This window comes from Lentzea sp. NPDC005914, from assembly GCF_040629405.1.
Lineage (GTDB): Bacteria > Actinomycetota > Actinomycetes > Mycobacteriales > Pseudonocardiaceae > Lentzea.
The window spans coordinates 111,727-126,921 of sequence record NZ_JBEXVQ010000021.1; the positions used below are offsets into that span (position 1 = coordinate 111,727).

General features: G+C 68.1%; 15 protein-coding genes and 2 pseudogenes. 14 read left to right on the forward strand and 3 right to left on the reverse strand.

The genetic code is table 11. The features are described from left to right. Positions 1-218: 218 nt before the first annotated feature. Positions 219-875 (reverse strand): TetR/AcrR family transcriptional regulator, encoded by a 657-nt coding sequence (locus ABZ345_RS27960; protein ID WP_359854790.1) that lies wholly within the window; start codon positions 873-875, stop codon positions 219-221. 173 nt (positions 876-1,048) lie between these two features. On the opposite strand from ABZ345_RS27960, the gene ABZ345_RS27965 reads away from it, so the two are divergent. From ABZ345_RS27965 to ABZ345_RS28005, 9 genes are all read left to right on the forward strand, one after another. Then, positions 1,049-2,176: an oxygenase MpaB family protein gene (locus ABZ345_RS27965; RefSeq protein ID WP_359854792.1), complete on the forward strand. Its 1,128-nt coding sequence runs from the start codon at positions 1,049-1,051 to the stop codon at positions 2,174-2,176. Positions 2,177-2,253: 77 nt separating this feature from the next. Continuing rightward, positions 2,254-3,747, forward strand: coding sequence for an aldehyde dehydrogenase (locus ABZ345_RS27970; RefSeq protein ID WP_359854794.1), 1,494 nt, complete (start codon positions 2,254-2,256; stop codon positions 3,745-3,747). 54 nt (positions 3,748-3,801) lie between these two features. After that, positions 3,802-5,082: a cytochrome P450 gene (locus ABZ345_RS27975; RefSeq protein ID WP_359854797.1), complete on the forward strand. Its 1,281-nt coding sequence runs from the start codon at positions 3,802-3,804 to the stop codon at positions 5,080-5,082. 42 nt (positions 5,083-5,124) lie between these two features. Further along, a complete protein-coding gene (locus ABZ345_RS27980) occupies positions 5,125-5,319 on the forward strand; it encodes a ferredoxin (RefSeq protein ID WP_079657423.1) in 195 nt (64 codons plus the stop codon). 5 nt (positions 5,320-5,324) lie between these two features. Next, entirely contained in the window at positions 5,325-6,554 is a 1,230-nt protein-coding gene (locus ABZ345_RS27985; RefSeq protein ID WP_359854800.1) for an FAD-dependent oxidoreductase, read from the forward strand. Further along, the gene (locus tag ABZ345_RS27990) at positions 6,551-7,651 is read left to right on the forward strand and encodes an NAD(P)-dependent alcohol dehydrogenase (RefSeq protein ID WP_359854803.1); all 1,101 of its coding nucleotides are present in this window, start codon (positions 6,551-6,553) and stop codon (positions 7,649-7,651) included. The genes ABZ345_RS27985 and ABZ345_RS27990 overlap by 4 nt, the downstream gene beginning before the upstream one ends. 241 nt (positions 7,652-7,892) lie before the next feature. Further along, positions 7,893-8,672, forward strand: a complete 780-nt coding sequence (locus ABZ345_RS27995) for an SDR family oxidoreductase (RefSeq protein ID WP_359854805.1) — start codon at positions 7,893-7,895, stop codon at positions 8,670-8,672. A 71-nt stretch (positions 8,673-8,743) separates the two neighbouring features. Next, positions 8,744-8,965: a hypothetical protein gene (locus tag ABZ345_RS28000; protein WP_359854808.1), complete on the forward strand. Its 222-nt coding sequence runs from the start codon at positions 8,744-8,746 to the stop codon at positions 8,963-8,965. Positions 8,966-9,137: 172 nt separating this feature from the next. Beyond that, the gene (locus ABZ345_RS28005) at positions 9,138-10,073 is read left to right on the forward strand and encodes an amidohydrolase family protein (protein ID WP_359854809.1); all 936 of its coding nucleotides are present in this window, start codon (positions 9,138-9,140) and stop codon (positions 10,071-10,073) included. A 178-nt stretch (positions 10,074-10,251) separates the two neighbouring features. Here ABZ345_RS28005 and ABZ345_RS28010 read toward each other — a convergent pair whose 3' ends face one another. Further along, a complete protein-coding gene (locus ABZ345_RS28010; protein WP_359854812.1) occupies positions 10,252-10,614 on the reverse strand; it encodes a hypothetical protein in 363 nt (120 codons plus the stop codon). A gap of 198 nt (positions 10,615-10,812) precedes the next feature. On the opposite strand from ABZ345_RS28010, the pseudogene ABZ345_RS28015 reads away from it, so the two are divergent. The 4 genes and pseudogenes from ABZ345_RS28015 to crcB all read left to right on the forward strand — a co-directional run. Next, a pseudogene (locus tag ABZ345_RS28015) lies at positions 10,813-11,133 on the forward strand (lysine 2,3-aminomutase); the annotation flags it as partial. A 576-nt stretch (positions 11,134-11,709) separates the two neighbouring features. Continuing rightward, a pseudogene (locus ABZ345_RS28020) lies at positions 11,710-12,579 on the forward strand (NAD(P)/FAD-dependent oxidoreductase); the annotation flags it as partial. 165 nt (positions 12,580-12,744) lie between these two features. Then, positions 12,745-13,251, forward strand: coding sequence for a CrcB family protein (locus ABZ345_RS28025; protein WP_359854815.1), 507 nt, complete (start codon positions 12,745-12,747; stop codon positions 13,249-13,251). Beyond that, complete coding sequence (gene crcB, locus ABZ345_RS28030; protein ID WP_359854818.1) at positions 13,248-13,616, forward strand: fluoride efflux transporter CrcB; 369 nt, start codon at positions 13,248-13,250, stop codon at positions 13,614-13,616. Before ABZ345_RS28025 ends, crcB begins: the two co-directional genes overlap by 4 nt. Before the next feature lie 6 nt (positions 13,617-13,622). Here crcB and ABZ345_RS28035 read toward each other — a convergent pair whose 3' ends face one another. Then, on the reverse strand, positions 13,623-14,123 hold the full coding sequence (locus ABZ345_RS28035) for a universal stress protein (protein WP_359854820.1): 501 nt from the start codon (positions 14,121-14,123) through the stop codon (positions 13,623-13,625). 349 nt (positions 14,124-14,472) lie between these two features. Between ABZ345_RS28035 and ABZ345_RS28040 the strand changes: the two genes are divergently transcribed. Further along, complete coding sequence (locus ABZ345_RS28040; protein WP_359854823.1) at positions 14,473-15,186, forward strand: thioredoxin domain-containing protein; 714 nt, start codon at positions 14,473-14,475, stop codon at positions 15,184-15,186. The last annotated feature ends 9 nt before the right edge of the window (positions 15,187-15,195 follow it).

Genomic DNA, 15,195 nt, shown 5'->3' on the forward strand with positions numbered 1-15,195 from the left:
CCCTTCGTGACGGCCGTTCATCTCTTGTCACGAAGTTATTTGGGTGCGGCGGGCCTGGAACTGGCCGACGCGGCCAGAGAGGGAACCGCAGCGGCCACGCCGGCAAAACGAAACCGCCCGTCGGCGGCCATACCTCGCCCCACCTTCGACGGACGGCCATGGATCCGGCAGCGGCCTGTCTCGCCGATCCTGTGCTGCGCGCGACGGCCCGTTCACGTTCAGCGGCGCGCTTCACCTCGCGCGGCCAGCATCCGGCGGACGAACTGCTCACATGTGGTAGACGCGGCCTCCAGGGCGAACGCCTCGGGTGCCACCAGTAGTTGGGCCGCGGTGCCGCGCAGCATCCCGGTGATCGCGGTCGCCACGCCGGCCGGGTCGACGTCCGTCCTGACCGTCCCGTCCTCTTGACCGGAGCGCACGTACGTCTCGACCTTGGCTCGGATAGCGCGGTCGAACTCCACGAACACCTCTCGCACGACCGATTCCTCTGGCAGGGACGCACCCCACAGCGCGAAGAAAGCACGGGCAGCCTCTGGCTCCTGGGCGGCCCAGGTGAGGTAGGAGCGGACCATCCCGACCAGCAACTCCAGCGGATCCCCGGTGAGGCCGTCGATCATCTCGACAATCCCCCGCTGGCTCTCTCGCGCCACGCGTTGCAGCAGCACCACCTTCGATCCGAAGTGGTGGTTGACCAGTCCTCGGCTGTATCCGGCCTCCGCGCCGACATCCGCCACCGAGGTCTGGTCAACGCCCCTGCGCGCGACGAGCCGACTCGCGGCGTCCAGGAGTGCTCGTTCCGCCTGGTCGCGCCGCTCCTGTTTGGTGCGCGGCGGGACGGGAGCTGCGGTTTCGGAGTTCAGCGGGGTTGACGACATGCGCCGAGCCTATTACCTTCCGAATGGTTGCTGAACGCTTAACAAGCAACTTTGGGAGAGTCGCCTCGGTCTCATACGGCCCGACTCGGCGCCCCCTCGGGAGCGTTGCGCCGGAGACGACGGCCGCCCGGTCCAGCGCCTTCCTCGCCCAGCGGTGAACAAAGGAGTTCGGTATGGCTGCCACAGACAAGAGCCCGGAGACCGCCGGCCGGGTCGACCCGGTCGTCACCAAAGAGCGCATGCTCGGCACCGAGTCACGGTGGCGCCGGTTCGGCGAGCCGACCCCCGCGGGCGGCTCCCTCAAGGAGGACGGGACGCCGGACTACGGCGTGTTCGGACCGGGCAGTATTGCGTGGGACGTGCTGCTGCACCCGGCCACTGTCTTCTTCCAGAGCCCCGCGCAGTTCGTGCTCCAGCTGACGTACAAGCCGATCCTGGCGGGGGTGCGCGACTGGGACCCGATCTCGCGCAAGGCCCGCAAGGGCGAACTCACCATCTTCGACCGCTTCGACCGGCAGCAGCGGAACTCCGGGATCCACGCCCCCATGTGGCTCGGTGACACCCCCACCGCCCGCCGCGTCGCCCGGCACCTGCACAACATCCACGCCAAGGTGGCCGGTGACCTCATCGACATCGCCCATCCCGAGCTCGGCGGCTACCAGGCCAACGGCCCGCGCGAGGCCATGTGGGCGGCGCTCACCGAGATGCACACCATGCTGTGGGTCTACGAGAACCTCGCCTTCCGCGACGGCAAGGCCCCGCACCGCCTCACCCCCGAGCAGCGCGACCAGTACATCGCCGAGGTGGCCGTGTACTGCCGCCTCTTCGACTCGCCCGAGGGAGAGATCCCCACGACGATGGCCGAGCTGAAGGCGCTCTACGAGAAGTACGACGACATGTTCACGCCCAGCCGGACCATGGACGTCATCCCCGCGACCGGACAGAGCTTCCACAAGATCCAGCACGACTCGGTCAAGAAGAACTTCCACGTCTCCCAACTGCGCATCCAGGCCCAGCTGCTGCTGAGTCAGAAGCTGTTCCGGTACGCGATCCTGGGCGCCGTCTCGGGCACGACCCGGCGCAACACGGGTATGGGACCGGTCAGGAATGCCGTGGCCGTCGCATCGACCAAGGCCATGCTGCCGCTGATCTGGCTGGCCCAGCAGCCGCAGGCGGAACGCCGCATGATGCGGCTGATGTGGGGCCCCGACGCGGTGAAGCTGATCGAGTCGGCCCGTGAACTGCAGCGCCAGGCGAAGGCGGGGCTGCTCCCCGACTCACCGCACAGGACGGCCGTGTAGTCCGTCGCCGAGGCCTACGTCCACCGACAGGGCCTGCACTTCCGAAGGGCCTGCGCTTCCGAAGGAGCATGCGAACAATGGAACACACATACGACTCTCTGTTCATCGGCGGCGACTGGGTCGCACCGTCGTCGGCCGCGACGATCACCGTCGCCTCGGCGACCACCGAAGAGCCCATCGGACGGGTACCGGAGGCGGTGTCGGCCGATGTCGACGCTGCCGTCGCCGCTGCCCGCAGCGCCTTCGACGACCCGAGCGGGTGGGCGGCATGGGAGCCCGGCCGCCGAGCCGAGGCGATGGAACGGCTCGCCGACGTGCTCGGCAAGCGCGGCGAGCAGTTCGCGCAGCTCGTCAGCCGTGAGAACGGCATGCCCATCGTGACCAGCCGCCGCTCGGAGGCCGTGATCGGCGCCGCCGTACTGCGGTACTACGCCGCCCTTGCCCGGCAAACCGGCGTCGAGGAGTCCCGCCCGGCGGTGGCCGGCAACGGCACCACCGTCGTACGCCGTGCCCCGGTCGGGGTGGTCGCCGCGATCGTGCCGTGGAACTTCCCGCAGACCCTGGCCATGTTCAAGCTGGGGCCGGCCCTCGCGGCAGGCTGCACGATCGTCCTCAAGCCCGCGCAGGAGACCGCCCTCGACGCCTTCCTGCTGGCCGAGGCCGTCAGGGAGGCCGGTCTTCCACCCGGCGTGGTCAACGTCGTGCCCGCCGACCGCGAGGCTTCCGGCTACCTCGTCGGTCACCCCGGCGTGGACAAGGTCGCCTTCACCGGTTCCACCGCCACCGGCCGGGCAATCGCCGAGCAGTGCGGCAGGCTGCTGCGTCCGGTCACCCTGGAGCTGGGGGGCAAGTCCGCCGCGATCGTCCTCGACGACGCGGACCTGGAGCCCCACCTCGACGCGTTCTTCCGCGCGACCTTGAACAACAACGGGCAGACCTGCCTGATCGGCACCCGCGTCCTCGCCCCACGCGGCCGCTACGGTGAGGTGGTCGACCTGCTCACCGACTACTTCGGCTCCCTCCGCATCGGCGACCCGCTCGACGAGGGGACGCGCGTCGGCCCGCTCGTCTCCCGACGGCAGCGCGAGCGCGTGGAGGGCTACATCGCCAAGGGCCGCGCGGAAGGCGGCCGGATCACCACCGGTGGCGGTAGGCCGCAGGGCCTCGACCGCGGCTGGTTCGTGCAGCCGACGATCTTCACGGACGTGGACAACGACTTCACCCCGGCCCGCGAGGAGATCTTCGGACCGGTCCTGTGCGTGCTGCCCTACCACGATGTCGACGACGCCGTCCGTATCGCCAATGACTCCGACTACGGCCTCGGCGGCACCGTCTGGGGCACCGACAGCGAGCGCGCCCTCGCTGTCGCCCGCCGGGTCCATACAGGAAGCGTGGGCATCAACGGATACGCGCTGGACCTCGGTGCACCCTTCGGCGGCGTCAAGGACAGCGGCCTCGGCCGCGAACTCGGCCCTGAGGGGCTGGCCGCCTACCAGCAGCTCAAGAGCATCTACGGCATCGCGCCTGAACCGGAGCCGACACACGCTCGCGCCGCGACGACGAACGCCTGAGCGTCGTCCTTCATGACTGCCATCGAGGAAAATACACAGCGAGAGGCACTTACCATGCCGGTATTCACACACCCACACCCGTTCACCACGGACAAGGACATATCGAGCGCCGAATTCTGGTCGCGGTCCTTCGTCGAGCGGGACGAGACGTTCGGCTGGCTGCGGAAGAACGCACCGGTGAGCTGGCACCCTCCGCTGGAGACCCCGGAGCTCTTGCCCGAGGTGCACGGGGAGCCGGGTTTCTGGGCCGTGGTGCGTGCCGAGGATGTCGCCTTCGTGAGCCGCAACCACGAACTGTTCAGCTCCGACTCGAAGAAGCACGGCCGCTCGGTCATGTTCCGGCCGACGGACCCCTCGCTCATGCCGGCGCCGACCTTCCTCACCATGGACCCCCCGGAGCACACGCGCTACCGCCGCATCATGAGCGCAGGGTTCACCCCCAAGGCCGTGAACCGGCTGCGCGGGCTGATCGAGCAGCGCGCCGCGCGGATCGTCGACCGCGTCGTGGGGGCCGGCGAGATCGACTTCGTCACCGAGGTCTCGGCGAAGCTGCCGATGATGACGGTGGCCGACCTCGTCGGCGTCCCCGAGGAACTGGTCGAGACGTTCGCCGAGGCTGGCGACCGCTTCGTCGGGGCCGACGACCCGGAGATCAACGGCGGAACGGACCGCACCCAGTTCGCGATGCAGCAGATACGAGTGCTGCGCGAGATCGGGGTCGACCTCGTCCGGCACCGCCGCACCCGCCCCACGGACGACATCGCGACGGCGCTCGCACAGGCCGAGTTCGACGGCAAGCCGCTCTCGGACGACGACATCCAGTCGGCCATGCTGCTGCTCAGCGTGGCCGGGAACGACACCACCAAGCAGACCACCTCGCACAGCGTCGTCCAGCTGTGGAAGCACCCGAACCAGAAGGCCTGGCTGACGGAGGACTTCGACGGCCGCATCGCCGCCTCCATCGAGGAGTTCATCCGCCACGCCTCACCGGTCGTCGAGTTCGCCCGCACCGCGACCCAGGACCTGGAACTGGGGGGCCAGGAGATCCTCGCCGGCGACAAGGTCGTCGTCTTCTACGCCTCGGCCAACCGCGACGAGGAGGTGTTCGACCAGCCGTACCGCTTCGACCTGAGGCGGACGCCCGTCCCGCACTACGGCTTCGGCGGCGGAGGCGTCCACTTCTGCCTCGGCAACGGCATCGCGAAGGCGCAGTTGCGCGCTCTTTTCTCCAACATCCTCACCAAGCTGCCCGACATGCGGGTGGGCGAGCCCGAAATGCTCCAGAGCGAATTCATCCACGGCATCCGCCACCTGCCCGTCGTCATCCCCGACTAGCAATTCGGTAATCGGCAATTCAGTTCAGTGAGGACGCATGGCATGAAGATCAAAGTGGACCGTGGCCGCTGCACCGGCATCGGCATCTGCGAGTCGGTCGCACCCGACTATTTCGAGGTCGGCGACGACGGCGGTCTCGTCCTCCTGCGCGAACACATCGACGACCCGCAGCGGGCGGAAGTCGAGGACGCCGTGCGCGCCTGTCCCGCGCTCGCCCTCTCGATCGTCGAGGACTGATGACCATGACCTCGACGACTGGTGCCGGCCTCGTGGTGATCGGCGGCTGCCTCGCGGGACTGCGAGCCGTCCAAGCCGCGCGGCGAGGCGGCTTCTCGGGCCGGATCGTACTGGTCGGACGGGAACATCAGCTGCCCTACGACCGCCCTCCCCTGTCGAAGTCGTTCCTCACCGAGCAGGACGCTGAACCGTCCTTCTACATCGACGAGGCGGAACTCGCCGAACTCGGCGTCGAACTGCGCCTCGGAGCGGAAGCCACTGGTGTCGGCCTCGCCTCCCGGACCGTCACCGTCGGCGGCACGCCCCTCGTCTACGACAAGCTGATCATCGCGACGGGCGCGGACGCCCGCCCTCTGGCCGACACACCCCTGCTCACCGGCGTGCACACCCTGCGCACGCTCTCGGAGGCGACCGCGCTGCGCCACGAGCTGCGGGACGCGAAGAACGTGGTCATCGTCGGCGCCGGCTTCATCGGCTCGGAGGTCGCCTCCTCCGCGCGCACACTCGGCGCCCAGGTGACGATCGTGGAGGCGGCCGCCACTCCGCTGGTCCGCGCCCTCGGCGACACCGTCGGTGCCGCGCTCTCCGGCCTCCATGGGCGTAACGGAGTACGACTGCTGCGCGGCACGGTGCTGGAGAAGATCGTCGGTGACGGGCACATCACCGCCGTCACTCTGAGTACCGGCGAGACCGTGGAAACCGATCTGCTCGTCGTCGGCGTCGGCGCCGCACCGGCCACCGGCTGGCTCCGCGATTCAGGGCTGGAACTCCACCCCGTCGACGGCGGACTGGTGTGCGATGCCAAGCTGCGCGCTTCCGACGAGCACGTGTACGCCGCAGGCGATCTCGTGCACTGGCCGAATGCGCTCATGGACACCACCATGCGCCTGGAGAACTGGACGAACGCAGCCGACCAGGGGGCGCGTGCAGCCCTGAACGCACTCTTCCCCGAGCAAGCACAGGGGTACGAGACGGTCCCGTACTTCTGGAGTGACTGGTACGGCCGGCGCATCCAGTTCGTCGGCACCGCGACCGCCGACAACGTCGAGTTCGTCGACAGCCTGCCGGACGACGATCGGTTCACCGCGCTCTACCGCACCGGCGACCGAGTGATCGGGGCCGCCACCCTGGACGAACCCCGACTGATCATGAAGTTGCGGCGGCTGATCGCCACCCGTGGCAGCTGGGACGAGGCAGTGGAACTGGTGCGGGCCAAGTCGGTGAGCACCCGATGACGACTACCCGCGCGGCGGTACTGCGCGGACACGACCGCACGTTCGCCGTCGAGGACGTCGAGCTGGGCCCGTTGCGCCCGGACGAGATCCTGGTACGCATCGCCGGTGTCGGCATGTGCCACACCGACTTGATGCCCCGTGACCCCGGTTTCGCGGCCCGGCTGGGACCCGTCGTGCTCGGGCACGAAGGGTCCGGGACAGTCGAGCAGGTCGGATCCGCGGTGACCAGAATGCAGGTCGGCGACCATGTCCTGCTCAGCTTCGACTCCTGTGGCTGGTGCGCGACGTGCCTGCGCGGTGCACCCGCCTACTGCACCGAGTTCGCGCAGCGCAACATGACGGGCCGGCGCGCCGACGGCACCCACGGAGCGACGGACCGGGACGGTGTCCCCCTCGCGGTGCGGTGGTTCGGCCAGTCCTCGTTCGCCGAACACGCCGTGGCCACCGAGCGCAACGCCGTCGTTGTGGACCGCGAACTCCCGCTCGACCTGCTGGGGCCTTTGGGCTGCGGGCTCCAGACCGGGGCGGGCGCGGTTCTCAACGAGATGGCGCCGAGCGCAGGCCAATCAATCGCCGTCTTCGGTGCGGGCGCGGTCGGCCTCGCCGCCGTCATGGCGGCCAAGATCGCCGGTGCGGCCGACATCGTGGTCGTCGACCTCGTCCCCGCCCGTCTCGACCTGGCCCTCGAACTCGGTGCGACACGCACGGTCCCAGGCGACATCGACGACGTACTCGCGCGGATCGTCAACGGTGGTCCGGGCGTCGACTTCACCCTCGACACCACGGGCGTCCCCGGTGTGATGCGCACGGCCGTGGCATGCCTGGCCCGACCAGGCAAGGCCGTGCTGGTCGGTGTCGGCGGCAAGGAGGTCTCCGTCCCGCCCGCGATGCTGGCCGGGCGCACCCTCACCTTCTCCCTGGAGGGCAACTCCGTGCCCCAGCTCTTCCTGCCGAAGCTGCTCCGCTTCTGGGAGTGCGGGCTCTTCCCGTTCGACAAGCTCGTCCGCACCTACTCCCTGGACGACATCAATCAGGCGGAATCCGATGCGATCGCGGGAACCACCGTCAAGCCCGTGCTCCTGCCGGCGCGACGCTAAGAGATCACACCGCGGTCGACCACGAGTCGGCCCGATCCGTCGCGCCGCCGACGTTTCTCCACCAAGGGGCCGATATGGGGACATGGTGCTGCAGGCGCTGTGCCACTTCCCCGCACTGCTGACAGGACAGTGCCGATCTGAGCGTACTGAGGCGTGCTCAGGAAACCATCCGGGCCGCCCGCGCGAACTCGGTCGTCGCCACCGCCTCGAGTAAGAGGTGATCAAATGAGGAGAGCATGCAATGGATTTGGGGCTGAAGGACAAACGCGCGGTGATCACCGGTGGCAGCCGGGGCATCGGCCTGGCAGCGGCCTGGGCTCTCGCCCAGGAAGGTGCCCAGGTCGCACTTGTCGGACGCACTGCGCAGGCGGCGGTCGAGCAGGCCGCCGCGCTCGCCACCGAAACCGGGACGCGCGTGATCGGGATCGGCGCGGACACCGGTGACGACGCCTCGGTAGCCGCCATGGCGGCGACCGCCATCGAGCAGCTGGGCGGCGTCGACATCCTGGTCAACAACGCGGCCATGACCAACCCCGGCGTGATCGCGGAGTCAGCGCTGGAAGCGGAGATCAACGTCAAGGTGCGGGGCTATCTTCGCTGTGCGAGGGCGTTCGCGCCCGGCATGGTCGAGCGCGGCTGGGGCCGGATCATCAACGTCGGCGGCGCTGCGGCGCGGCGCACTGGCTCGGTAACCGGCTCGGTGCGCAACGTCGCCGTTGCAGCGCTGACCAAGAACCTCGCCGACGAACTGGGCCCGCGCGGCGTGAACGTCACCGTCGTACACCCCGGCCCCACCCGCAGCGACACCATGGCCAAGGCGTTGGCGGCCAACGCTGAGTCCCGCGGGCTGACCGTGGAGGAGGTCGAACGCGAATTCAGCGCGGCGATCTCGATCGGCCGGATCGTCACGCCGGACGAGGTAGCCGCAGTGATCGCGTTTCTGGCCAGCCCGCGCAGCGTCGCGCTCAACGGTGACCCGATCATCGCCAGCGGTGGTGAACTCGGTCCCATCTATTACTGACCGCCCCGAGATGAACTCCCCACAGTGAGCCGGGAAGTCCGGTCGGCACCATGTCACCTCCCTCGACGGCCATGTATCGGCAGAGGGATGGCCCGGGTTCTGGGGGCCTCGAGGGCCCGGAGTACCTCGCGTGGCTCGGCGAGCAGCCCACGGCCACCGACCTGATGGCAGCGAACGCCTACCGCCTGATGTCGGTCCTGAATGGCCAAGACGAGTTCTGGCCCGAAGAAGAGGCGTCCGCCGACAAGCTCACGCAGGCGTCCAAGCCTGAGAGGCCGACGATGCGGTCGTAGGACTCCAGCGCGATCTGCTTGAACTTGGCGAAGACGCCGAGCCACCGCCTGGCCGACATCGTGTGCGAGGGCCGAACGGGGACGCCGCATTCGCACGAGTCCGCGCGCACGCCGGCACCGTCTTCGCCGAATCCGACTGAACGTGAATTACGCGGACCGATGAGGAGAAATGATGCGCATCGACGTGCACGCTCACCTGTGGAGCGAGCAGTATCTGGAGCAACTGGGCGGAGGCGGCGAGCCCATGCAAGCCCAGCGGGGTCTGGGCGCCGGAGCGACCGACGAGGATCTGGCCGCCCGGTTCGCTCAGATGGACGCGGCGGGGGTCGACGTCCAGATCCTGTCGGCCACACCGTTCTCGCCCCATCTGCCCGACGAGGCGGCCGCCGTCCACGCCGCCCGGACCGGCAACGACGAGTACACCGCCGTCGTCGCCGAGCACCCGGACCGGTTCCGCGCCTTCGCCGCCCTGCCGCTGCCGCACGTCGACGCCTCAGTCAAGGAGCTCACCCGAGCCCTGGACGACCTGGGCATGGCCGGCGTGGGGATCACCACCTCCGTGCTCGGCCGCGGCCTCGACGAACCGGCCTTCGAGCCGGTGTACGAGGAACTGAACCGGCGCGGCAGCGTGCTGTACGTGCACCCGGCCGGCACCGGGGCCGGCTCGGACCTGGTCGCCGGCCACAACTTGACCTGGTCGATCGGCGCCCCCATCGAGGACACGGTGGCGGTCATGCAGCTGATCCTGGCCGGCATCCCCAGCCGCTACCCCGACACGAAGATCATCATCTCGCATCTCGGCGGCGCGCTGCCGATGGTGCTCAACCGCGCCGACCACCAGGTCCCGTGGGAGTCCCCCGGCACACCCGAACTGCCCAGCGTCGCCGCCCGCCGGATGTGGTTCGACACCGTCGCACACGACCACGCCCCAGCACTGCGGGCCGCCGTCGACACCCTGGGCGCGGACCGCCTGGTACTCGGCACCGACTTCCCATTCCAGGCCAAAGCCGAGTACCAATCTGCGATCGACTACATCAGCCGGGCCGTGAGCGCCGAGCAGGCGACCACCATCCTGGACACCAACGCAGCCGCGATCTTCGGCCTCTAGCTTGAGTTTTGACCATGAGTGGCCGGGCGAAGGCCCCTGGTTGACATGAGCAAAACTTCGGAGGGCTTGGTGACACACCGGCCAGCGTTCGCGGGTGGAGACGGACGGGGTGACGGTCAGGCTGGGTGGATGGCAGATCCAGTCCAGCGCGCAAGCTGACCAACCATGAGGCCAGCGGCTACAGGAGGTCACGCGAAGGAGGAACAGACTCGACTGCCGCACCATGCATGGCCATGTGTCTGGTCGCGTGCAGCAGACCAAGGACCGAGAGGTCGACGGCGGGCGCGATGAGCGGAGCAACCCACACCGGCACACTGAGGCGAAGAGCGAGGTTCAGTACGTTGCTGAAGCCGAACAGGAACGTCAGCCCGACCACCGTCGCCATGATCATGGCGACCGCACGCTCAACGTTCTGCAGGGCGCCCGAGGAGCCCGAGCTGGGCCCGAGATCCCCGACCTGCGACGTCACAGAACGGTACGACGCGGCAGAAGCACGAGACACATCCTGGATCTGAAGTGCAGAAACGGTACTCACCGACACCGCCGTCGAGGTACACCCGAGGACTCTTGATCAGCGGGTCAGCGAATGCACACCCCAACAGCAAGACAAGGTAGACAAAGGTCTACCTTGCAGCTGCGCGCGCAAATCTGGGGCAATCGAGCAATGCCCCCATGATCATCTATTGCGCTCAAATTTGCACGTTTACGCAGGTCAGCCTACATCCGGGCGTGTCACCATCACATGTGCGACATGATCCCCAACGCGGAACATTGGAGGGTGTCCGTCTGGGAAGCCCAAGAACTTCAGCACGCGATCATGGGCTACTTGCCGGGCTACGCGATGCCGCGGATCGTCTGCGATGTCCCCTACGTAGGCAAACGCTGGGTCCACCAGCTCGCCGAATATGACCGTGAGCTGGGCATTTCCTACTGGACCAAGAACTACCGCACCGGGATCGAGCTCGAAGACCCCGAGGCGCTCGACCGTCGCTACCCCTACTACGACCCGATCTCCACTCTGGGCGAGGCCGGCCAGAAGTGGTGGTCCGACCAGACCTGACAGGCCACGATGGGACCGTTTTCGGGACAACTTCCGAAGGCGGTTCCATCGCCATGTTTTGCCTGTTCAGACCCGTTGTGACTCGTTGAGCCTCGACAACAAGGGGCCCAGAAGGGGCCCAAGAAGTCCAAAGTACACACTTGCTAGCGTCCATAGTGGATACATTTGATCAGTCATTGGTCTAGTACGCGGTGACGCTCTCTCCTGCCGTCGAACAGGCGCCGTTCCCCCGTGACAGCGATCCCTCCGGAGCAGAGTCAGCCAAGATCCCGACGTCCGGTACATCCGACTCGGGTTTGTCACTGCTGTCTGCGCTCCACTCTCGCTCCGGATCGCCTTGATTTGGCCGGTCGCTTCGAGTCAGGCCGGAGAGCGCGGCACGCCGATCTGCTGAACCTTCTGTCGACATTCCGGGGCGCGGGCGACGATCGCCATCCGTTCACACCGCTGAGCCGCGGTGGCAGGTGCTGGCGATAGGACGATTGAGCGAACGGCTGGCGTAGATCTACTTCGCCCGAGCAGGGATGGCGATCAGTTTCACTATCTGGCTCATGGCCCTACTACTACGACAGCCTCACCCTGTTCTCCCCCGCCCGCTACAGCGCCCTGCCCGGCCACCCGTTCCCCGGCGATCCCGAGCGCTACCCGCACCGCGACGAAGTCGTCGACTACCTCCGCGCCTACGCCGCACACCTCGACGCCGACATCCGCATCGGCCAGCGCGTCGTAGAAGTAGCGCGTGACAACAAGTTCTGCGTGACGACGGCGGACAGCACGAGCTTCACCACGCCGATTGTCATCGCTGCCACGGGCGACTTCGGCAACCCGCACCGACCCTCGCTACCCGGTCTCGACCACTTCCCCGGAACGGTGCTGCACGCCGCGCAGTACCGCTCGCCAGCGCCGTTCCACGGCCAACGCGTCGTCGTGGTCGGCGCCGGCAACTCCGCAGTCCAGATCGCCGCGGAACTCGCCGAGCACGCCCACGTCACCCTCGCGACCCGCAAGCCGGTGAATTTCTCCGCGCAACGCCCATTCGGCCGCGACCTGCACTTCTGGCTCGACCGCACCTGCCTCGACCACTTCCCGATCGGCCCGTGGCTGCCCGACGGCTTCACCACCCCGGTCCTCGACACCGGTCGCTACCGCACCGCCCTCGAACAGCGACGCCTAGACCGTCGGCCGATGTTCACCGCGCTGGAGGGCACCAAGGTCATCTGGCCAGACGAGCAGCGCGAACAGGTTGACGCGATCATCCTGGCCACCGGGTACCGCCCCGACCTGCCATATCTGAGCACGCTGGGCACCGAGGACGACCGCGGCGTCTCCCGTCACCACCGCGGGCTCGGCTTCGTCGGGCTCGAATGGCAACGCAGCCTCTCGTCCGCGACCTTGCGCGGTGTCGGCCGCGATGCCGTCTACGTGGTGCTCCGACTGCTCCGGTGAGGCCGACCACACCACGACGCCCGACGGCCGGCCGCACCGGTACGGTTGGCGGCAGCGGCGGTGGGGCTCGCCGCTCCGTCTCGGAGAACCGCAGCACTGCTGCCAACAGTCCCTACTCGATGCGGGCGCTGACACGCGCCCGTCGCCGGGTAGGAGGATGTGCTGGTGAGCAACAAGATCGAGCTGGACGAGCCGGTCGACCCGGACGTCGATCTCCACGTCAAGGCCCAGCGCCGTGAGCTGGTTCGGCAGCACGGGCCCGTCCTGCTGACCATCGCGCTCGGTGGCGGACTCGGTGCACTTGCGCGCTATGGGCTCGCTCTGCTGCTTCCCACGCGACCTGGCCAGTTCCCCTGGGGCACGTTCGTCACGAACACGCTCGGCTGCCTGCTCATCGGCGTGCTCATGGTCCTGATCACCGAGGTGTGGACGGCGCACCGGCTGGTCCGTCCGTTCCTCGGCGTGGGTGTTCTGGGTGGCTTCACGACGTTCTCGACCTATGCCGCCGAAGTGCGCGCGTTGCTGCATCCCGGCGGTGTCGTGCTCGCGTTCACCTATCTCGCCGGGACGTTCCTCGCGGCCATGCTCGCCGTGCTCGCCGGCGTATGGACCACGCGTGCCGCGACGAAGGCGGTTCCGGCTCGCATGAACCCCGGAGGTGGGCAGTCATGACCGCGGTCCTGGTGTTTGTCGGTGCCATGGTCGGAGCTCCGTTGCGGTACCTCACCGACCGGCTCGTCCAGTCCCGCCACGACAGCTTGTTCCCGTGGGGCACCCTCAGCGTCAACATCGCGGGCTGCCTCGTCCTGGGCGCACTCGCCGGCGCGGGCACTGCGCTTCCCGGTCCGATCCTCGCCCTGGCCGGCACCGGGTTCTGCGGCGCACTCACCACCTACAGCACCTTCAGTTACGAAACCCTGCGCCTGACCGAACAGCGGGCCTACTTCTACGCCGCCATGAACGCGGCCGTCAGCATCATCGCCGGGCTCGGCGCCGTCCTGCTCGCCTACTCCACCACCGCAGCGCTCATCGCCTGAAGGCGGTCACCCATCGTCCGGGTCACTGACCAGCAGCACGGGACGATGAGCGGATCGCGCAACGCCGCGGCTGACCGAACCTCGCATCATCCGCGCCAGCGACCGATGCCGATGGGTGCCCACCACGATCATCAGCGCCTCCTGTTCGTCCGCGACCGTGACGAGCAACGTCACCGGGTGCCCGCTCCACGCGTGATAGGTCCACCTGACCTGATGTTCAGCCAGCGCAGCCCCGACCTTGACGTGCAGGTGCTCAAGCGCCTTGCGGGCGTGGTCCTCCCACAACTCCGCGTCGGTGTCGGGATCGATTGGGTAGTCACGCACGTCGATGCAATGCACCACGTGCAGATCCGCTGCGAGCCGCCGGGCGAGATCGGCCGCCGTCCGCAGGGCGGCCACACTCGCGGCCTGGTCGTCGAATCCGACGACGAGAACCGGAGTGCCTTGCCGGGCGCGACGGTCAGCGGGCAGGCGCACTCTCCGCTCGGCGGAACTCCGGTCGGTCATCTCGGAACTCCTTCCAGCCTGCGCGGGCTGTGCGAGTCCAGTGTCTGCCGCTCGCTGTGTGCCTACCCGTTATGGCACCAGCATGCCCGCCTCGCGACGCAACCCAGCCGAGCGACGCTCCGTGCCAATGACAGCAACACCCGCATGATCAGAAAACCGAGCAGCATGTGGAGAGCAGCTGCCGCTCGGACCACCACTCGCTCGAAATCGTCGTGAACAGCCTGGGTGTCCACACCTCCAGTGCGCACCTGACAGGCTGATGTGACGCAGGTCTCGTTGAATCCGGTACCTGGGTACAGGCTTAGCGTTGTGGTGTTGGTCCTGGTTGAGCGCTCCGGAGGTGTGCGACATGGCGGTGCAGGTCACCGATGCGACGTTCGAGCAGGAGATCGAGCTGTCACCGGTTCCAGTCGTGGTGGAGTTCTACGCGACGTGGTGCGGCAACTGCCGGCGGATCGAACCTGTCCTCGGCGACCTGGAGGCCGAGTTCGCGCCGAACGTGCGGTTCATGAAGGTCAACGCGGACGAGAACCCTCAGCTGGTGTCCAAGTTCGCCGTGACGTCCACGCCGACGTTGTTCGCCATCGTGGGCGGCGCCCAGGTGGCCACGACCGTCGGCGCGCAGCCGGGGCCGATCCTGCGGGCAGTGTTCGAGGCCGCCGCAGCTCGCACAGCGCCGGCGGCGAGTACGGGGTGCGGCTGTGAGTCGTCCTGCGGCCCGGCTACCAGCGAACCGACCGTCGGGTGGGTGGACGCGGAGGCGTGCACCTTGCCGGCCGCCGATCAACCGATGCGGCTCGCCGAGTTCGATGCGCTGTTCGCCTCATCGCTCCGTGGGGTACGCCGCGAGGAGTCCGGCTGGCTGCGCCTGCACCTGGGCGGCGGCGCCGACGTCGAAGACGGCGCGCGGGATCTGGCCTCACGTGAGGCCGAGTGCTGCTCGTTCTTCGACTTCACCGTGAGTCGCGACGGTGACGACGTGATCATCGACGTCCGGGTGCCCAGCGACAAGGAAGTCGTGCTCGATGGCCTGGCCGCCCAGGCCGAGGCGGCTCGAGCATGAAGGGAGAGC